Source organism: Serratia sp. CY56464, from assembly GCF_052168435.1.
Lineage (GTDB): Bacteria > Pseudomonadota > Gammaproteobacteria > Enterobacterales > Enterobacteriaceae > Serratia > Serratia marcescens.
The window spans coordinates 497,560-515,479 of record NZ_JBJNMV010000002.1 but is presented as its reverse complement, the minus strand read 5'-3'; the positions used below and the strand labels follow the sequence as shown (position 1 = coordinate 515,479).

The window sequence follows — 17,920 nt, the reverse complement described above, 5'->3', positions numbered from 1 at the left end:
CCCATTCCCGGAGATAAACATGTCATACGCTGTTACCGCGCGAGCGGCGTTGCTCGCCCTCGCTGCCGCATTCACCCTTAGCGCTCCGGCGCAGGCCGCCGCCAGCGCAGACTGCACAGAAAGCAGCATGACGCTGCCGCCTGGCGCGCTTTACCCCAACGGCATCGCCCGCGCGACGGACGGTACGCTGTATGTCGGCCTGATCACCAGCGGCAACGTGCTGCGCAAGCGGCCGGGTCAAGCGTGGGAAACCTTTTTCCCCGGCGCCGACACGGTGTTCGCCTCAAACGCGCTACGGCTGGACGAACGGCGCGGGCTGCTGTGGGGCAATTCGCCGGACTTTCTCTCCGGCGGCAAAACGCGCGCCAACCGCATCTATGCGCTGAACGTCGCGGATGGCACGCTCAACCGCAGCCTGGCGCTGCCGGCGGGAGAAATGGGCAACGATATCGTGCTCGGCGCAGACGGTACGGTGTATGTGACGGAAACCCGCGGCGGCGGCATCCTGCGCCTGCGGCCAGGCGAAGCGGCATTCCGTACGCTATATCAGGATCCGCAACTAGCGGCCCCCAGCGGGTTGGGGGCCGCCGGGATCGTGCTGCTCGACGACCGGCTGATGGCAGTCGCCAATTTCGGCACCGGTAAGCTCTACGCCCTCAGCTATAACGATCCAAAGCCGCAGCTGACGGAAATGCAGCTGCCGCGCCTCATCGAAAACCCGGACGGGATGGGGTTGGCACCGGACGGCGCGCTGATCGTGCTGGAAAACGGGATCCAGAGCGGCCAGGGGCGGATCCTGCGGATCCCTTCCCCCAAGGCGGCAGGCATGCACCGGATTGAGATCTTGCGCGAAGGCATGGAATCGCCGGTCAACCTGACTATCACGCCACAAGGCTGCGCCTTCGTCAGCGAATCGCGCATCCGCCACCGCCTGCTGCCCGGCCATGAAACCGAAGTGCCCGACAGCTTCCGCCTCTATCAACTTCCTTTGCCTCTCACCGCCGCGCAATAACCTTTCCACCACCACTGCGGGCGGCGACTTGCGTTGTTGCCCGCAGGCGAACGACAATCTCGCTTCGTTGCAAACCGGCCTTGCGCAGCACTTCCCATTTTTACCTGTGACAGCCGATTGCCCGCTGGGCTAGTATAAGCGTCTGTGCAAACCTCGGGTTTAAGCGCGCCGTTTGGCGTTTTGATGATTTGATTTGCGCCGCCCGCCAAGCGCTGAATGGGGCGACGCCTGCTGAAACAATGTGATAGCGAATGATGACAATGAAAATCACAGTTCCCTTTACATTCAATGGATTGGAAAAATAATCGCATGAATAGCACCGATAAACTCGATTCGCACACGCCGATGATGCAGCAGTACCTGCGCCTCAAGGCCCAGCATCCTGAAATCCTGCTGTTCTACCGCATGGGCGACTTCTACGAGCTATTTTACGACGACGCCAAGCGCGCTTCTCAACTGCTGGATATCTCGCTGACCAAACGCGGCGCCTCGGCGGGCGAGCCGATCCCGATGGCCGGCGTGCCGCACCACGCGGTGGAGAACTACCTGGCCAAGCTGGTGCAGCTCGGCGAATCCGTCGCCATCTGCGAGCAGATCGGCGATCCGGCCACCAGTAAAGGGCCGGTCGAGCGCAAAGTGGTGCGCATCGTCACCCCCGGCACCATCACCGACGAAGCGCTGCTGCAAGAGCGCCAGGATAACCTGCTGGCGGCGATCTGGCAGGACGCGCGCGGCTTCGGCTACGCCACGCTGGACGTCAGCTCCGGCCGCTTCCGCGTCGCCGAGCCGCAGGATCTGGAAACCATGGCCGCCGAGCTGCAGCGCACCAATCCGGCCGAGCTGCTCTATCCGGAAACCTTCGAACACATGGCGCTGATCGAACAGCGCCACGGCCTGCGCCGCCGCCCGCTGTGGGAATTCGAGCTGGAGACAGCGCGTCAGCAGCTCAACCTGCAGTTCGGCACCCGCGACTTGACCGGCTTCGGCGTCGAACAGGCGCACCAGGCGCTGCGCGCCGCCGGCTGCCTGCTGCAGTACGTCAAAGATACCCAACGCACTTCGCTGCCGCACATTCGCGGCATCACCATGGAACGCCAGCAGGACGGCATCATCATGGATGCCGCCACCCGCCGCAACCTGGAGCTGACGCAGAGCCTGTCCGGCGGCAGCGACAACACGCTGGCGGCGATCCTCGATCGTACAGTCACGCCGATGGGCAGCCGCATGCTGAAACGCTGGCTGCACATGCCAACCCGCGACATCAAGGTCCTGACTGCCCGCCAGCAGGCGATCGGCGCATTGCAGGCGCTGTTCGCGGATCTGCAGCCTTCGCTGCGTCAGGTAGGCGATCAGGAACGTATTTTGGCGCGTCTGGCGCTGCGCACCGCCCGGCCGCGAGATCTGGCGCGCATGCGCCATGCTTTCCAGCAACTGCCGGACATCCGCGCGCTGCTGCAGGATGTGAAAACGCCGCACGTGCAGCAGTTGCTGTCGCAGGTAGGCCAGTTCGACGAACTGCGCGAGCTGCTGGAACGCGCGGTCATTGAATCACCGCCGGTGCTGGTGCGCGATGGCGGCGTGATCGCCCCCGGTTACAACAGCGAACTGGACGAGTGGCGGGCACTGGCCGACGGCGCCAGCGACTATCTCGATCGGCTGGAGATCCGCGAGCGTGAAAAGTTGGGGCTGGATACGCTCAAGGTCGGCTTCAACGGCGTACACGGCTATTATATTCAGGTCAGCCGCGGTCAGAGCCACCTGGTGCCGATCCACTATGTACGCCGTCAGACGCTGAAAAACGCCGAGCGCTACATCATCCCGGAACTGAAAGAGTACGAAGACAAAGTGCTCACCTCCAAGGGTAAGGCGCTGGCGATCGAGAAAAGCCTGTACGACGAGCTATTCGATCTGCTGCTGCCGCACCTGGCGGAACTGCAACAAAGCGCCGCCGCGCTGGCCGAGCTGGACGTGCTGGCCAACCTGGCCGAGCGCGCCGATACCCTGAACTACGCTTGCCCGACCATGAGCGAGCAGCCGGGGATCCGCATTACCGAAGGCCGCCATCCGGTAGTGGAGCAGGTGCTAAGCGAGCCGTTTATCTCCAACCCGCTCACCCTGTCGCCGCAGCGCCGCATGCTGATCATAACCGGTCCGAACATGGGCGGTAAAAGCACCTATATGCGGCAAACGGCGCTGATTGTGCTGATGGCGCACATCGGCAGCTACGTGCCGGCCACCAAGGCCACCATCGGCCCGGTGGATCGCATCTTCACTCGCGTCGGCGCGGCGGACGATCTGGCTTCCGGCCGCTCCACCTTCATGGTGGAGATGACCGAAACCGCCAACATTCTGCACAACGCCACCGAGCACAGCCTGGTGTTGATGGATGAAATCGGCCGCGGCACCTCCACCTACGACGGCCTGTCGCTGGCCTGGGCCTGCGCCGAGAACCTGGCCAACCGCATCAAGGCGATGACGCTGTTCGCCACCCACTACTTCGAGCTGACGACCCTGCCGGAGAAAATGGAAGGCGTGGTCAACGTGCATCTGGATGCGCTTGAACACGGCGACACCATCGCCTTCATGCACAGCGTGCAAGACGGTGCCGCCAGCAAAAGCTATGGCCTGGCGGTCGCCGCGCTGGCCGGCGTGCCGCGCGACGTCATCAAACGCGCCCGTCAGAAACTGCGCGAGCTGGAGTCTATTTCCAGCCACACCGCATCGGGCAGCGTCGATGCCACCCAGATGACGCTGCTGCAGGAAGAGACCTCGCCGGCGGTAGAAGCCCTGGAGGCGCTGGATCCGGATTCCCTGTCGCCGCGACAGGCGCTGGAATGGCTCTACCGACTGAAAAATATGGTGTAGTCTGGCGCCAAACGCGGGCATAAAAAAACGGTGAGCATCATGCTCACCGTTTTTATTTGATGCGGTTCAACAACCGGCGTTATTCGCGGAACAGCGCCTCAATGCTCAGGCCCTGCATCTGCAAAATCTCACGCAGACGGCGCAGACCTTCTACCTGAATCTGACGGACGCGCTCGCGCGTCAGGCCAATCTCCCGGCCCACGTCTTCCAGCGTCGCCGCTTCATAGCCCAACAGGCCGAAACGACGCGCCAACACTTCACGCTGTTTGGCGTTCAATTCGAACAGCCATTTGACGATGCTTTGCTTCATATCGTCATCTTGCGTGGTGTCTTCAGGCCCGTTGTCCTTCTCGTCGGCCAGAATGTCCAGCAGCGCTTTCTCCGAATCCCCGCCCAGCGGCGTATCCACCGAGGTGATGCGCTCATTCAGGCGCAGCATGCGGCTGACGTCATCCACCGGCTTGTCGAGTTGCTCGGCAATTTCTTCAGCGCTCGGTTCATGATCCAGCTTGTGAGAAAGCTCGCGCGCGGTGCGCAGATAGACATTCAGTTCTTTGACGATATGGATAGGCAAACGAATGGTACGGGTTTGGTTCATGATCGCCCGTTCAATCGTCTGACGGATCCACCAGGTTGCATAAGTGGAGAAGCGGAAACCGCGTTCCGGGTCGAATTTTTCCACTGCGCGAATCAGACCGAGGTTACCCTCTTCGATCAGATCCAGCAGCGCCAGACCGCGGTTGCTGTAGCGGCGAGCGATTTTCACCACCAGCCGCAGGTTGCTTTCAATCATGCGGCGGCGGGACGGCACGTCACCGCGCAGAGCACGCCGCGCAAAATAGACTTCTTCCTCTGCGGTCAGCAGAGGTGAATAACCGATCTCACCCAGATAGAGCTGCGTCGCATCCAATACGCGTTGCGTAACGCCTTGAGACAACAGCTCTTCTTCCGCTAAATCGTTCTCGCTGGTCTCTTCTTCTACCAGCGCTTTTTCATCAAACGACTCGGCCTCAGCTCCATTCTCGTCGAAATCCGCATCATCATGTAACTCGTTAACTTTCAGCGTATTTTGGCTCATATGCTGCTCCTACCCGTGATACCGCGAGCAGAATCTCAGCGTATTCTGCCCAATCTATCGCTGCGGAAGATAACGCAGCGGGTTTACGGATTTCCCCTTGTAACGAATTTCAAAATGCAAACGTACTGAACTGGTACCGGTGCTACCCATGGTGGCTATTTTTTGACCCGCCTTCACTTCTTGTTGTTCCCGGACCAGCATTGTGTCGTTATGAGCGTAGGCGCTCAGGTAATCATCATTATGTTTGATGATGATTAGATTACCGTAACCCCGTAAAGCGTTGCCGGCATACACTACGCGGCCATCGGCGGTAGCGAAGATAGGCTGCCCACGGGAACCGGCGATATCGACACCCTTATTCCCACCTTCTGATGAGGAAAAGTTATCAATAACCTTACCGTCAGTCGGCCATCTCCAGGTACTGACCGGAGCGCTGTTGCTGACGGTGCTGCTCACAGGTGGAGCGGCTTCCGGCGCGGTAACAGGCGCAGTCGCGGTCCCAACCGCTGCGGCACCTGCTGCAGGTAACATCTTACCTACATTCTGTTTACCCGAGTTTTCAGAATACGCGTTAGTTGATTGAGAATCAACCGTTGCCGTCTGGATCTGGGAGCTGGAAGGTGGCTTCGGAACACCGCCTTTGGTCGCGTCTGTCGTCGCCAACATGCCGCCGCCGCCGTTGGCAGAACCATTACCAAGCTGAATGGTTTGGCCAACATTCAGGCTGTATGGCTCGGGAATATTGTTGCGCTGCGCCAGGTCGCGGAAATCATTGCCGGTGATCCAGGCAATATAAAACAGCGTGTCGCCGCGCTTGACCGTATAAGTTTCGCCGCCGCTGTAGCTCCCTTTGGGGATGGCGTTATAACTGCGGTTATAGACAATGCGGCCCTCTGGGCTGGCCTGCTGCACTCCGCCATTATTATTGCCGGATGGAGCGGCACCGCCGCCCCCCACGCTGCTGATAGGAGCCGACGTCGAGGCCGTATTCGTACAACCCGCCAACCACAAACTTACCATCGTACACACCGCTACCCGGCGTAACGTAATCATTGGGCTTCCCGTGCTCATGCTTCCCCCATGACAGCAATATCAGTGATATATCCAAAATACCCTTTACATCGTAGCCGAGCTTTTGCCACTTCCCAGTTTCTGCGATGTAAAGGCGCCGCCGGCCGATCCCTGAACGCCAGGTCATCTCGCGCCGGAGCATCAAAACGCGCGCCAATGCTAACCACATTGGCGTTGCCGCACCATAAGACAACTACGTAGAAAGGCCAATTCTAGTGAAAATTAGCCTGATTGGAACGAGAAAACCTTATCCGGCCATGATGAAAGTGCAACAGATTTTGCAGACGGTCGAAAATTCAGACAATCGCTAGGCCAATTCGCCTTTCACCAACGGCACAAAGCGCACTGCCTCGACCGCATCGACAACGAAATCGTTGCCATGACGCTGAATGCGTTTGAGGGTTTGAGCCTGCTCGCCCACCGGCAACACCAAAATGCCGCCATCGTCCAGCTGCTCCACCAGCGCCTGCGGGATCTCCGGCGGCGCGGCAGTGACGATGATCGCATCGAACGGGCCGCGCGACGCCCAACCCTGCCAGCCGTCGCCGTGGCGGGTGGAAACATTGTGAAGATCGAGCTGTTTCAGGCGGCGCTTGGCCTGCCACTGCAGCCCCTTGATGCGTTCGACGGAACAAACGTGTTGCACCAGATGTGCCAGGATAGCGGTTTGATAACCGGAACCGGTGCCGATCTCCAACACCCTTGAGGTGGGCTTCAGATTCAGCAGCTCGGTCATCCGCGCCACCATATAAGGCTGGGAAATGGTCTGACCGGAACCGATCGGCAATGCGGTGTTTTCGTAGGCTTTGTGATCCAGCGCTTCATCGACAAAACGCTCGCGCGGCACCGCTTCGATCGCCCGCAGCAGCTTTTCGTCCCGGATCCCCTGCTGCCGCAGCTGCGTCAGCAATGTTTGCATGCGCTTATTCACCATTCCCCGCTAACCTCTGCCTTGGTTAACCATGTTTTCACGACTTCTTGCGCCGCGTAGGCGGTTAAATCCACCTGTAGCGGCGTTATCGCCACATAGCCTTGTTCCACCGCCGCAAAGTCGGTATCCGGCCCGGCATCAAATTTATCACCAGGCGGCCCGATCCAGTAGATATTTTGTCCGCGCGGATCCTGCTGGCAGAAGACCTTGTCGGCAGGATGGCGGCTGCCGCAGCGGGTAACGCGCAGGCCTTTGATCTCAGCCAGCGGCAGATCCGGTACGTTAATATTCAGGATTTTTCCGGTACGTAACGGTTCACGCTGCAGCGCGCGCAGGATGCGGCAGGTAATGGCCGCTGCGGTCGCGTAGTGTTGGTGACCGTTCAGAGACACCGCCAGCGCGGGCAGCCCCAGGTGCCGGCCCTCCATCGCCGCCGCGACGGTGCCGGAATAGATAACGTCGTCACCCAAATTCGGCCCGGCATTAATGCCGGAGACCACGATATCGGGCGCCGGGCGCATCAATGCGTTGACGCCAAGGTAAACGCAGTCGGTCGGCGTCCCTTGCAACACCGCAATATCCCCGTTGGCCAGCGTCTGCGTGCGCAAAGGCGACTCCAGCGTTAAGGCGTTGGAAGAGCCGCTGCGGTTACGATCCGGCGCCACGACCTGCACTTCGGCGAATTCCCGCAGCGCCGCCGCCAGCGCCTGAATGCCCGGGGCGCTGACGCCGTCATCGTTACTCAGCAATATCCGCATCACTGTCATCCTGCTGCATAATTTCACGCACCACGCTGGTCGCGAAGCTGCCTGCCGGCAGCCAGAAGCGCAATTCTACGGTAACGTCATCCCACCAGTTCCACTGCAAATTTTGCGGCTGCAACAGCAGGGCCCGGCGAGCGGGATCGACACGCTCGCGCTTTAAAAGCGTAAGCAATTCCGGCTGTTCCGCCAAGCATTGTTGTTCAAAAGCCAAGGCTTTGCCGGCGGTGCCTGGCTCACCGTCGCCCGGTAAGGGAGCCGTAACCACCAGCTCACCGGCATCCAGCCGCTGCTGCAATGCCTCCAGCTCATCGGCTTTGGCGACGAACCAGCTGCCGCGGCCGCTCAGCTGCAGGGCGTCCCCCTCCAGCGCGGTGCGCTGCAGGCCGTCGGCCAGGCGTTGGCTCGCGATCAGATTGAACAGCGCGCTGCGGCTGGCGGACAGATAGAAACTGCGCTTGCTGCGCTCTTTGACACGAATTTCATCATTCGCCCAGCGGCGCGCCATCGCCAGATTGTTGCCGCCGCGGCCGAAACGCTGGCTGCCGAAGTAGTTCGGCACGCCCTGCGCAGCGATGGCCTGCAGGCGACGTTCCACGTCCTGCCGATCGGAAATCTGGCGCAGCACCAACGTAAAGTGGTTGCCCTTCAGGTTGCCGATGCGCATTTTACGCAGGTGGCGGGCTGTCGAGAGCACCTCGCAGCCTTCCAGCGTAAACCGGGAGAAATCCGGCGTGTCTTTGCCCGGCATATGCAGGCAGAACCACTGTTCGGTCACCGCGTGGCGATCCTTCAAACCGGCATAGCTGACGGAACGGGCGTGAATACCGGCGAAGCGCGCCAGGTAATCGGCCACGAACTGGGTATTGCAGCCGTTTTTACGGATATTCACCAGCACGTGCTCGCCTTCGCCGTCCGGCGCAAAGCCCAGATCTTCGACCACCACGAAATCTTCCGGATTGGCTTTCAACACCCCGGTGCTCTGCGGCCGGCCATGCAGCCAGGTCAGATTCGCCATATCCATGCGGTTATTCCTTGATCAGCAAGGCGACCGCTTCGCACGCGATGCCCTCGCCGCGCCCGGTGAAACCGAGCTGCTCGGTGGTCGTGGCCTTCACGTTGACGTCATCCATATGGCACTGCAAATCTTCCGCCAGGAAGACGCGCATCTGCGGGATGTGCGGCGCCATTTTCGGCGCCTGGGCAATAATCGTGATGTCGAGATTGCCGAGGCGGTACCCTTTGGCGCGGATGCGTTTCCAGGCTTCGCGTAGCAGCTCGCGGCTGTCCGCGCCCTTGAAAGCCGGATCGGTATCGGGGAACAGCTTGCCGATATCGCCCAGCGCCGCCGCCCCCAACAGGGCGTCGGTGGCGGCATGCAGCGCGACGTCACCGTCGGAGTGGGCCAGCAAGCCTTTGTCGTAAGGGATGCGAACACCACCGATCACCAACGGGCCTTCGCCGCCGAATTTATGTACATCAAAACCGTGACCGATACGCATGATGCGCTCCTTAATTGTCTAACTGGGTCAAATAGAACGCCGCCAGCGCCAAATCCTCCGGCCGCGTTACTTTAATGTTGTCCGCCCGGCCGGCGATCAGCAGCGGATGATAGCCGCAATGTTCCAGCGCCGAGGCTTCGTCGGTGACGTTCGCGCCTTCATCCAGCGCGCGCTGCAGGCACAGCTTGAGCAGCGGCAGCGGAAACAGCTGCGGCGTCAGCGCATGCCACAGATCCTGCCGTTCGACGGTGTGGGCGATGGTTTCGCGACCAGGTTCGGCGCGTTTCATGGTGTCGCGCACCGGCGCGGCGAGAATGCCGCCGACCTTGCTATGTGCGGTGATCGCCAGCAGGCGCTCGAGATCGTCGGCGTGCAGGCAGGGGCGCGCGGCGTCATGCACCAGCACCCAGTCCGCATCACCCGCCAGTTTCAGCCCGGCCATCACCGAATCGGCGCGCTGCTTGCCGCCTTCGGTGACGATCACCCGCGGATCCTGGGCGATCGGCAACTGTTCGAACTGGCGATCTTCGGGGCCGATCGCCACGATCACCCGTTCAATGCGCGGGTGGCGCAACAGGGCGTGAATGGCGTGTTCGACGATGCTGTGCCGGCCGATGGTTAAATATTGCTTCGGGCATTCCGCCTGCATGCGGCTGCCGATACCGGCAGCGGGCAGGACGGCAATCACCGAGGGAAAGGTACCTGCGGAGTGATTCATGCGTTATTTTTGTGCGTTGTTTTGCGAAGAAGACGCCGCGTTGCGTCTGGATTGGTCAGGAACCAGACGATAGAAAGTCTCACCGGGCTTGATCATGCCCAGCTCATTACGCGCACGCTCTTCGATCGCTTCCTGTCCGCCGTTCAAATCATCGATTTCGGCAAACAGCTGATCGTTACGCGCTTTCAACTTGGCGTTGTTGCCCTGCTGGACCGCAACGTCTTCATTGACCCGCACGTAATCGTGAATACCATTTTTGCCCAGCCACAGTGAATACTGTAACCAACCGAGCAATGCCAGCAATAGCAGCGTAAGTTTTCCCATCTCCGCCCCCTGAAAAACCGACCAATCATCCCACAACTTCTCGTTGGACTCCACACTGAGAGCGGCATTTCAGCGCCAAATTCAGAATACGGATGAAGGGTTCCCGTGTTTATCGCCTAATTCCGCTGTGAAAGCGGCAAAAAACGCCCCTTTGGCTCGGCGCGCGCGCCGCGTTTTCCAATGAGACACACGCTGCCCCACCTCCATTATGCAGCAAGAATCACTGCATCACCGCTTCCTGACCCATCGCTTACGCCACAGCAAAGCAAAAAGTGAATATTTAACACCATAGAGAGAATAATCCTCATGCAGCGGTTGCACTTTCATTCATTGAAGCTTATTTTTATGCACTCATAGTGCATAAATAATTCCAATATATAACCATTCATTATCGGGGATCGCGATGTTAAAACGTTTAGTTCTGATCGGCGCCTGCCTGGCCGCCACCTTCTCCATCGCCGCGTTGGCGGCTGAACCAACCTACGTCGTCGGCTCCGGCGGCACCTATCGGCCGTTCGAATTTGAAAACAGCCAAAAGCAGCTGGAAGGTTTCGACATCGACATCATCAAGGCGGTGGCCAAGGCTGAAGGCTTCCAAATCAAACTGATCAATACGCCGTGGGAAGGGATCTTCGCCACGCTGAACTCCGGCGATCGCGACATCATCATTTCCGGCATCACCATCACCGACAAGCGCAAGCAAATGGTTGATTTCTCAGCGCCTTACTTCCCGGCTGAGCAGGCTATCGTGGTGCCGCAAGACTCGACGGTGGACTCCATCGCCGCGCTGAAAGCGCTGAAGGTCGGCGTGGTAAACTCCAGCACCGGCGACATCGTGGTGTCCGACGCGCTGGGTAAAAACAGCACCGCCATCAAGCGCTTTGACAACACCCCGCTGATGCTGCAGGAGCTGTATGAAGACGGCATCGGCGCGGCGGTCGGCGACGTCGGCGTGGCCAAGTTCTATATCAAAACCCACCCTGAGAAAGCCTTCAAGCTGGTGCCCGACGCCAAGTTCGAGCGCCAGTATTTCGGCATCGCCGTCGCCAAAGGCAACGATGAACTGCGCAACAAGATCAACGCCGGCCTGAAGAAAATCGTCGCCGACGGCACCTACGCCAAGATCTACCAAACCTGGTTCGACAGTAACGTACCGACGCTGCCGGCGGAATAATCCCCAGTCGCCGGCGCCCGCAAGAGCGTCGGCGCGCCACCGTTTCAGCCTACCAAGAAGGAATACCCCTTGAACTTCCGCTGGGAGATCATCCAGGAATACGCGCCGCTGTTTATGGAAGGCGCCTGGATGACCATCAAATGCACCATTATCTGCGTGCTGCTGGGCACCACCTGGGGCTTGATCCTCGGGCTGGGCCGTTTGGCGCAGGCGCCGCACGGCATCTGGAAACCCATCCTGCATTACGGCGTTCAGTGGCCGGTGCGCATCTACATCAGCGCCTTTCGCGGCACGCCGCTGTTCGTGCAGATCATGGTGGTGCACTTCGCGCTGGTGCCGCTGTTCATCAACCCGCGTGACGGTCTGCTGGTCACCAGCGGCCTGATGAGCGTCGATTTCGCTCGCGCGCTGCGCGCCGACTACGGCGCCTTTCTCTCCTGCGTGGTGGCGATCACGCTCAACGCCGGCGCCTATGTGTCGGAAATCTTCCGCGCCGGGATCCAGTCGATCGATCGCGGCCAGATGGAGGCATCGCGCTCGCTGGGCATGAGCTATGGCAAGACCATGCGTCAGGTGATCCTGCCGCAGGCTTTCCGCCGCATGCTGCCGCCGCTGGGCAACAACGCCATCGCCATCGTCAAGGATTCGTCGCTGGCCTCCGCCATCGGCCTGGCGGATCTGGCCTATGCCGCCCGTACCGTCTCCGGCGCCTACGCCACCTACTGGGAGCCCTATCTGACCATTTCGCTGGTCTATTGGGTCATCACCTTCCTGCTCTCGCTGCTGGTGCAGCACATGGAAAAGAGGTTCGGTAAAAGTGATTCGCGTACATAACCTGCAAAAACAGTTCGGCGAAAGCCATGTGCTGCGCGGCATTTCTTGCCAGATCGCCGCCAACGAAGTGGTGTGCGTCATCGGCCCTTCCGGCTCGGGAAAAAGCACCTTCCTGCGCTGCATCAATGCGCTGGAAACGCTCTCCGGCGGCGAGATCGAGGTGAACGGCTTCGCCGTCCACGATCAGAAAACCGACCTGAACAAAATGCGTGAAAGCGTGGGCATGGTGTTCCAGCGCTTCAACCTGTTCCCACACATGACGGTGTTGGAAAATATCATCATGGCGCCGGTGAGCGTGAAGAAACAGCCGCGCGCTGAAGCCATCGCACAAGCCGAGCAGCTGCTGCTCAAGGTTGGCCTGCTCGACAAGATCGACGCCTATCCCAACAGTCTGTCCGGCGGCCAGCAGCAGCGGGTGGCCATCGCCCGCGCGCTGGCGATGGAGCCGAAGATCATGTTGTTCGACGAACCGACCTCCGCGCTCGATCCTGAGCTGGTGGGCGAAGTGTTGGCGGTGATGAAATCACTGGCCCTCGAGGGCATGACCATGGTGGTGGTGACGCATGAGATGGGCTTTGCCCGCGAGGTGGCCGACCGGGTACTGTTTATCGATCAGGGGATCATTCAGGAAGAGGGGCAGCCGCAGCAGATCTTCAGTCACCCGTCCAATCCGCGCACTCAGGCATTTTTGAGCAAAGTTTTGTAACCTTCGGCACGGCTTTGCAATCCTGCGGGCGCCGGCATCGGCGCCCACTCTCTCACCACCCGGTCAGGAAGCTGAACACCAGCCAGAACAGGCACAGCACAACGGCGCCGGTCAGCAGCAGCGTCAAGATCAGACGGCCGCGCAGCAGCATGCTGAGAGTGATGCCGATCAGCACCGACAGCGGCATCAGCGCCAGGAAAAACGGCCAGGTATAGAGCAGGAAAAACAGCGTGTTGGAACCGTAAACCAGAAACGGCAACGCGAACGCCAGCCAGTAGAAAACAAAGCCGCTGACGCCGCCCAGGAAAGAATAAGAAGGCTCCTCTCTCTCCTGTTTTGACTGCTTGGAGTCGATCAAGATAGGCGTGACATTTTGCATAGTGATCCCTGGTTATTCGGCTCGCTCTGCGGCGGCTTAGAGTAAAAAGCGCATGGCGAAAAACGCCACACGCTTTTTTTGAATTCAGGGTTTGATAATAGCCTGACCACGCAACACGTCTAACAATTGCGCAATCAAATTTGTTACCAATTGTTGGCCGTCGAGGTGGATTTCCGGCTGCTGCGGCGCCTCATAAACCGCGTCGATACCGGTGAAATTGCGCAGCTCGCCGGCGCGCGCTTTCTTATACAATCCCTTCGGATCGCGCGCCTCACAGATCGCCAACGGCGTGTCGACGAACACCTCGATAAAGCGATCGTCGCCGAGCATCTCGCGCACCAGTTGCCGCTCGGCGCGGTGCGGCGAAATGAACGCGGTCAGCACCACCAGCCCGGCATCCACCATCAGTTTGGCCACTTCGCCCACCCGGCGGATGTTCTCGCGCCGATCCTCGTCGGAAAAACCGAGATCGCGGCACAAACCGTGGCGCACGTTATCGCCGTCCAGCAGATAGGTGCTGACGCCAAGCCCATGCAGCGCTTGCTCCAGCGCGCCGGCGACGGTGGATTTGCCCGAGCCGGACAGCCCGGTAAACCACAGCACCGCGCCGCGGTGGCCGTTGCGCGCTTCGCGATCCGCGCGCGTGACCGCGTGCGGATGCCAAACCACGTTCTCATCGTCCGGCCCGGTCGCCCTCAGTTCAGCGGCCACCTTATTGGCCACCGAGCAGATCGCGGGCGCCCCAGTGCGGGAAGTGCTTGCGCACCAGCGCATTCAGCTCCAGCTCGAAGGCGCTGAATTCTCCGCGCGCCGCCGATGCGGCCTGCAGCGTTTCACGCACCAGACCGGCGCCAACCGTCACGTTGCTCATGCGATCGATGAAGATCAGCCCGCCGGTGTCGTGGTTGCTCTGGTAGCTGTCCAGCACCAGCGGTTCGTCGAAGGTCAGCTCCACCAACCCGATGCCGTTGAGCGGCAATGTGTCAGCCGGATGCTGCGCCAGCGTGTTGATCTCCACCTGATGGCGGATGCTCTCCACGCGGGCGCGGGTCTTTTTGCCGGCGATCTTGATGTCGTAGCTCTGGCCCGGCACCAGCGGCTGCTCGGCCATCCATACCACGTCCACCCGCGCGCTCTGCGCCGCCTGCAGGTTTTCGCCGGCGTCGACCAGCAAATCGCCGCGGCTGATGTCCACTTCATCTTTCAGCACCAGCGTAATCGCCTCGCCCGGCACCGCTTCTTGCAGATCGCCGTCAAAAGTCACGATGCGCGCCACGCTGGACTCCACGCCGGAAGGCAGCACTTTGATGCGTTGCCCCACCCGCACCACGCCGGCGGACAGCGTGCCGGCATAACCGCGAAAATCGAGGTTCGGGCGGTTGACGTACTGTACCGGGAAACGCAGCGGCTGGTTTTCTCGCTCGCTGATCACATCAACGCTCTCCAGCACTTCCAGCAGCGTCGGGCCGCTGTACCACGGCATATGGGCGCTTTCGCTCGCCACGTTGTCGCCGTCCAGCGCCGACAACGGCACGAACTTGATGTCCAGATCGCCAGGCAACTGCTGGGCGAAGGTCAGGTAATCCTGTTTGAACTGCTCGAACACCGCTTCCTGATAGTCCACCAGATCCATTTTGTTTACCGCGACCACCAGATGGCGAATGCCCAGCAGGGTCGCGATAAAGCTGTGGCGGCGAGTCTGATCCAGCACCCCTTTACGCGCGTCGATCAACAGGATCGCCAGATCGCAGGTCGAGGCGCCGGTGGCCATGTTGCGGGTGTACTGCTCATGCCCCGGGGTATCGGCAATGATAAATTTACGTTTTTCGGTCGAGAAATAGCGATAGGCCACGTCGATGGTGATGCCCTGCTCGCGCTCGGCCTGCAGGCCGTCCACCAGCAGCGCCAGGTCGAGCTTTTCGCCCTGAGTACCGATGCGTTTGCTGTCGCTGTGCAGCGTCGACAGCTGATCCTCGTAGATCTGGCGGGTATCGTGCAGCAGGCGGCCAATCAGGGTGCTTTTGCCGTCATCGACGCTGCCGCAGGTCAGAAAGCGCAGCAGGCTCTTGTGCTGCTGCGCGTGCAGGTAGGACTCGACGCCGCCCTGGTCAGCGATTTGTTGTGCAATTGCGTTGTTCATCCGGCGGCTCCTTAGAAATACCCTTGACGCTTTTTCAGCTCCATCGAGCCGGACTGATCGCGATCGATCATCCGCCCCTGGCGTTCGCTGGTGGTGGAGACCAGCATCTCTTCGATGATCTCCGGCAGGGTTTGCGCCTGCGAATCCACCGCGCCGGTAAGCGGCCAGCACCCCAGGGTGCGGAAACGCACCATGCGCTGGCTGATCACTTCACCCGGCTGCAGATCGATGCGATCGTCGTCCACCATCATCAGCATGCCGTCGCGCTCCACCACCGGGCGAGGTTTCGCCAGGTACAGCGGCACGATGTCGATCTTTTCCAGGAAGATATACTGCCAGATATCCAGCTCGGTCCAGTTCGACAGCGGGAACACGCGGATGCTCTCCCCTTTGTTGATCTGGCCGTTGTAGTTGTGCCACAGCTCCGGCCGCTGGTTTTTCGGATCCCAGCGGTGGAAGCGATCGCGGAACGAATAGATGCGCTCTTTGGCGCGCGATTTCTCCTCGTCGCGCCGCGCACCGCCGAAGGCAGCGTCGAAACCGTACTTGTTCAACGCCTGCTTCAGGCCCTCGGTTTTCATGATATCGGTATGCTTGGCGCTGCCGTGCACGAACGGGTTGATGCCCATCGCCACCCCTTCCGGGTTTTTATGCACCAGCAGCTCGAAGCCGTACTCCTTCGCGGTGCGATCGCGGAATTCGTACATTTCGCGGAACTTCCAGCCGGTATCGACATGCAGCAGCGGGAACGGCAGCGTGCCGGGGAAGAACGCCTTGCGCGCCAAATGCAGCATCACGGAAGAGTCTTTGCCGATGGAATACAGCATCACCGGGTTGGCGAATTCAGCGGCGACTTCACGGATGATATGGATACTCTCCGCCTCCAATTGCCGCAAATGAGTGAGTCGTTTTTCGTCCATAACAGATCCTTAAAAGCCTTGCCTATGCCAAATTCACGACGGCCGGGCGCGCGGCCCCTTCCGTCTGCGATTGATGCCCGAACCAGGCGATTTGATGGTGCAGTTCCACCACTTCGCCAATCACCAGCAGCGCCGGCAGCGGCGCCCGTTGGGCCAGGTGTTCCAGGTGTTCCAGCGTGCCGATCTGCACCTGCTGATCGGCGCGCGTGCCGCGGCTGATCACCGCTACCGGCGTCGCGGCGTCGCGACCGTGGGCGATCAGACGTTGGCTGATGTCCGCCGCCTTCATAGTGCCCATGTAGATAGCCAGCGTCTGCCGCGCCCGGGCCAGATCGGCCCAGTCCAGACCATCGCCGTCCGGGCGGCAGTGGCCGGTGATAAAGGTCACGCTCTGCGCGTGATCGCGATGCGTCAGCGGAATGCCGGCGTAGGCGGTCGCCCCCGCGGCGGCCGTGACGCCCGGCACCACCTGGAACGGAATGCCGGCGGCGGCGGCCACCTGCAGCTCTTCGCCGCCGCGGCCAAAGATGAACGGATCGCCGCCCTTGAGGCGCACCACGCGTTTGCCCTGCTGCGCCAGCTCCACCAGCAGCCGGTTGGTCTCTTCCTGGATCACCGAGTGCGCGCCGGCGCGCTTGCCCACGCAGATGCGCTCGGCGTCGCGGCGCACCAGATCGAGGATCTCGCCGCTGACCAGATGGTCATACAGCACCACGTCCGCCTGCTGCATCACCTGCAGCCCGCGCAGGGTCAACAGCCCCACGTCGCCCGGCCCGGCGCCCACCAGGGCGATCTCGCCCTGTGCGCCTTCATCGCCTGCGGCGAAGCGGTGTAAATCCTGCTCCAGCTGCCGTTCCGCCTGCGCCGTCTGGCCGTTGGCCACCAGCGTGGCGAAACGGCCGCCGAAGGTTTTCTCCCAGAAACGGCGACGTTCGCCGATCGAAGCCAACCGCCGTTTGACCTGGCCGCGCCAACGGCCCGCCACCTGCGCCATCTGCCCCAAACTGGCGGGCAGCAACGCCTCCAGCTTTTCGCGCAGCAGTCGCGCCAGCACCGGCGCCTGGCCGCTGGACGACACCGCCACCACCAGCGGCGAGCGATCGATGATCGACGGGAAAATGAATGAGCAGCGCGGCTGATCGTCCACCACGTTGGCCAACACCCGGCGTTTATCCGCCTCGGCGAACACCGCGGCGTTCAGCGCGTTGTCGTCCGTGGCGGCGATCGCCAGAAACACGTCGTCCAACTGCTGCGGATCAAAGCTTTTCCCCAGCCAGAGCACCTGCCCTTGCTGACGTTGTTGTTCCAGTTCCGGTGAGAGCGACTGCGCAACTATCCGTATTTCAGCCCCGGCGCGCTGAAGCAGATCGACTTTGCGCGCAGCCACGTCACCACCGCCAACGACCAGCACCGGGCGTTGTTTCAGGTCGGCGAATATTGGTAGATAGTCCACAACAGCCTTTTCATATAACAGAAAGATAGTGTGACTATACGGGCTGAGATTT

At 60.7% G+C, this 17,920-nt stretch carries 18 protein-coding genes; 5 read left to right on the top strand and 13 right to left on the bottom strand.

Features of this window, described 5'->3' with window-relative positions; translation table 11 throughout:
* The first annotated feature begins 19 nt into the window (after nt 1-19).
* On the top strand, nt 20-1,012 hold the full coding sequence (locus ACJ8KE_RS15995; protein ID WP_261420168.1) for a Vgb family protein: 993 nt from the start codon (nt 20-22) through the stop codon (nt 1,010-1,012).
* Between the two features lie 309 nt (nt 1,013-1,321).
* Nucleotides 1,322-3,877: a DNA mismatch repair protein MutS gene (mutS, locus tag ACJ8KE_RS15990; protein ID WP_261420167.1), complete on the top strand. Its 2,556-nt coding sequence runs from the start codon at nt 1,322-1,324 to the stop codon at nt 3,875-3,877.
* A gap of 79 nt (nt 3,878-3,956) precedes the next feature.
* Here the strand turns inward: mutS and rpoS are convergent, their stop codons facing one another.
* From rpoS to ftsB, 8 genes are all read right to left on the bottom strand, one after another.
* Nucleotides 3,957-4,955, bottom strand: a complete 999-nt coding sequence (rpoS, locus tag ACJ8KE_RS15985) for an RNA polymerase sigma factor RpoS (RefSeq protein WP_004932578.1) — start codon at nt 4,953-4,955, stop codon at nt 3,957-3,959.
* A gap of 54 nt (nt 4,956-5,009) precedes the next feature.
* Entirely contained in the window at nt 5,010-6,008 is a 999-nt protein-coding gene (gene nlpD, locus ACJ8KE_RS15980) for a murein hydrolase activator NlpD (RefSeq protein WP_015376692.1), read from the bottom strand.
* A 325-nt stretch (nt 6,009-6,333) separates the two neighbouring features.
* Nucleotides 6,334-6,960 carry a protein-L-isoaspartate(D-aspartate) O-methyltransferase gene (locus ACJ8KE_RS15975; protein ID WP_004932585.1) on the bottom strand — a complete coding sequence of 209 codons (627 nt, stop codon included), beginning with the start codon at nt 6,958-6,960 and terminating at the stop codon, nt 6,334-6,336.
* Nucleotides 6,954-7,715 (bottom strand): 5'/3'-nucleotidase SurE, encoded by a 762-nt coding sequence (gene surE, locus ACJ8KE_RS15970; protein ID WP_161544409.1) that lies wholly within the window; start codon nt 7,713-7,715, stop codon nt 6,954-6,956. Before surE ends, ACJ8KE_RS15975 begins: the two co-directional genes overlap by 7 nt.
* Complete coding sequence (gene truD / locus ACJ8KE_RS15965; RefSeq protein ID WP_261420164.1) at nt 7,696-8,742, bottom strand: tRNA pseudouridine(13) synthase TruD; 1,047 nt, start codon at nt 8,740-8,742, stop codon at nt 7,696-7,698. The genes surE and truD overlap by 20 nt, the downstream gene beginning before the upstream one ends.
* 4 nt (nt 8,743-8,746) lie before the next feature.
* Nucleotides 8,747-9,220: a 2-C-methyl-D-erythritol 2,4-cyclodiphosphate synthase gene (gene ispF, locus ACJ8KE_RS15960; protein ID WP_004932594.1), complete on the bottom strand. Its 474-nt coding sequence runs from the start codon at nt 9,218-9,220 to the stop codon at nt 8,747-8,749.
* 10 nt (nt 9,221-9,230) lie between these two features.
* Complete coding sequence (ispD, locus tag ACJ8KE_RS15955) at nt 9,231-9,938, bottom strand: 2-C-methyl-D-erythritol 4-phosphate cytidylyltransferase (protein ID WP_097102739.1); 708 nt, start codon at nt 9,936-9,938, stop codon at nt 9,231-9,233.
* Between the two features lie 3 nt (nt 9,939-9,941).
* A complete protein-coding gene (gene ftsB / locus ACJ8KE_RS15950; protein WP_016929043.1) occupies nt 9,942-10,262 on the bottom strand; it encodes a cell division protein FtsB in 321 nt (106 codons plus the stop codon).
* Between the two features lie 403 nt (nt 10,263-10,665).
* On the opposite strand from ftsB, the gene ACJ8KE_RS15945 reads away from it, so the two are divergent.
* The 3 genes from ACJ8KE_RS15945 (at nt 10,666) to ACJ8KE_RS15935 (ending at nt 12,976) form a co-directional block, all read left to right on the top strand.
* Entirely contained in the window at nt 10,666-11,436 is a 771-nt protein-coding gene (locus ACJ8KE_RS15945) for a basic amino acid ABC transporter substrate-binding protein (protein WP_015376687.1), read from the top strand.
* Nucleotides 11,437-11,550: 114 nt separating this feature from the next.
* A complete protein-coding gene (locus tag ACJ8KE_RS15940) occupies nt 11,551-12,270 on the top strand; it encodes an amino acid ABC transporter permease (protein ID WP_042706788.1) in 720 nt (239 codons plus the stop codon).
* Nucleotides 12,254-12,976, top strand: coding sequence for an amino acid ABC transporter ATP-binding protein (locus tag ACJ8KE_RS15935; protein ID WP_016929046.1), 723 nt, complete (start codon nt 12,254-12,256; stop codon nt 12,974-12,976). The genes ACJ8KE_RS15940 and ACJ8KE_RS15935 overlap by 17 nt, the downstream gene beginning before the upstream one ends.
* Nucleotides 12,977-13,028: 52 nt before the next feature.
* Here the strand turns inward: ACJ8KE_RS15935 and ACJ8KE_RS15930 are convergent, their stop codons facing one another.
* From ACJ8KE_RS15930 to cysG, 5 genes are all read right to left on the bottom strand, one after another.
* Entirely contained in the window at nt 13,029-13,355 is a 327-nt protein-coding gene (locus tag ACJ8KE_RS15930) for a DUF3561 family protein (RefSeq protein ID WP_016929047.1), read from the bottom strand.
* A gap of 84 nt (nt 13,356-13,439) precedes the next feature.
* Complete coding sequence (cysC, locus tag ACJ8KE_RS15925) at nt 13,440-14,129, bottom strand: adenylyl-sulfate kinase (protein ID WP_151254345.1); 690 nt, start codon at nt 14,127-14,129, stop codon at nt 13,440-13,442.
* A complete protein-coding gene (gene cysN, locus ACJ8KE_RS15920; RefSeq protein WP_151254344.1) occupies nt 14,068-15,495 on the bottom strand; it encodes a sulfate adenylyltransferase subunit CysN in 1,428 nt (475 codons plus the stop codon). Before cysN ends, cysC begins: the two co-directional genes overlap by 62 nt.
* Before the next feature lie 11 nt (nt 15,496-15,506).
* A complete protein-coding gene (gene cysD, locus ACJ8KE_RS15915) occupies nt 15,507-16,415 on the bottom strand; it encodes a sulfate adenylyltransferase subunit CysD (protein ID WP_004932620.1) in 909 nt (302 codons plus the stop codon).
* A gap of 22 nt (nt 16,416-16,437) precedes the next feature.
* The gene (gene cysG / locus ACJ8KE_RS15910) at nt 16,438-17,868 is read right to left on the bottom strand and encodes a siroheme synthase CysG (RefSeq protein WP_016929050.1); all 1,431 of its coding nucleotides are present in this window, start codon (nt 17,866-17,868) and stop codon (nt 16,438-16,440) included.
* Between the last annotated feature and the right edge of the window lie 52 nt (nt 17,869-17,920).

Excerpts from the sequence above, each read along its gene's own strand:
- mutS (WP_261420167.1), top strand. The coding sequence starts at position 1,322 with ATGAATAGCACCGATAAACTCGATTCGCACACGCCGATGATGCAGCAG.
- truD (WP_261420164.1), bottom strand. The coding sequence starts at position 8,742 with ATGGATATGGCGAATCTGACCTGGCTGCATGGCCGGCCGCAGAGCACC.
- ACJ8KE_RS15930 (WP_016929047.1), bottom strand. The coding sequence starts at position 13,355 with ATGCAAAATGTCACGCCTATCTTGATCGACTCCAAGCAGTCAAAACAG.
- ACJ8KE_RS15995 (WP_261420168.1), top strand. The coding sequence starts at position 20 with ATGTCATACGCTGTTACCGCGCGAGCGGCGTTGCTCGCCCTCGCTGCC.
- ftsB (WP_016929043.1), bottom strand. The coding sequence starts at position 10,262 with ATGGGAAAACTTACGCTGCTATTGCTGGCATTGCTCGGTTGGTTACAG.
- ispD (WP_097102739.1), bottom strand. The coding sequence starts at position 9,938 with ATGAATCACTCCGCAGGTACCTTTCCCTCGGTGATTGCCGTCCTGCCC.
- nlpD (WP_015376692.1), bottom strand. The coding sequence starts at position 6,008 with ATGATTACGTTACGCCGGGTAGCGGTGTGTACGATGGTAAGTTTGTGG.
- rpoS (WP_004932578.1), bottom strand. The coding sequence starts at position 4,955 with ATGAGCCAAAATACGCTGAAAGTTAACGAGTTACATGATGATGCGGAT.
- cysC (WP_151254345.1), bottom strand. The coding sequence starts at position 14,129 with ATGCGCTGGTGCGCAAGCACTTCCCGCACTGGGGCGCCCGCGATCTGC.
- ACJ8KE_RS15975 (WP_004932585.1), bottom strand. The coding sequence starts at position 6,960 with ATGGTGAATAAGCGCATGCAAACATTGCTGACGCAGCTGCGGCAGCAG.
- ACJ8KE_RS15940 (WP_042706788.1), top strand. The coding sequence starts at position 11,551 with ATGGAAGGCGCCTGGATGACCATCAAATGCACCATTATCTGCGTGCTG.
- surE (WP_161544409.1), bottom strand. The coding sequence starts at position 7,715 with ATGCGGATATTGCTGAGTAACGATGACGGCGTCAGCGCCCCGGGCATT.
- ACJ8KE_RS15945 (WP_015376687.1), top strand. The coding sequence starts at position 10,666 with ATGTTAAAACGTTTAGTTCTGATCGGCGCCTGCCTGGCCGCCACCTTC.
- ispF (WP_004932594.1), bottom strand. The coding sequence starts at position 9,220 with ATGCGTATCGGTCACGGTTTTGATGTACATAAATTCGGCGGCGAAGGC.
- cysD (WP_004932620.1), bottom strand. The coding sequence starts at position 16,415 with ATGGACGAAAAACGACTCACTCATTTGCGGCAATTGGAGGCGGAGAGT.
- cysN (WP_151254344.1), bottom strand. The coding sequence starts at position 15,495 with ATGAACAACGCAATTGCACAACAAATCGCTGACCAGGGCGGCGTCGAG.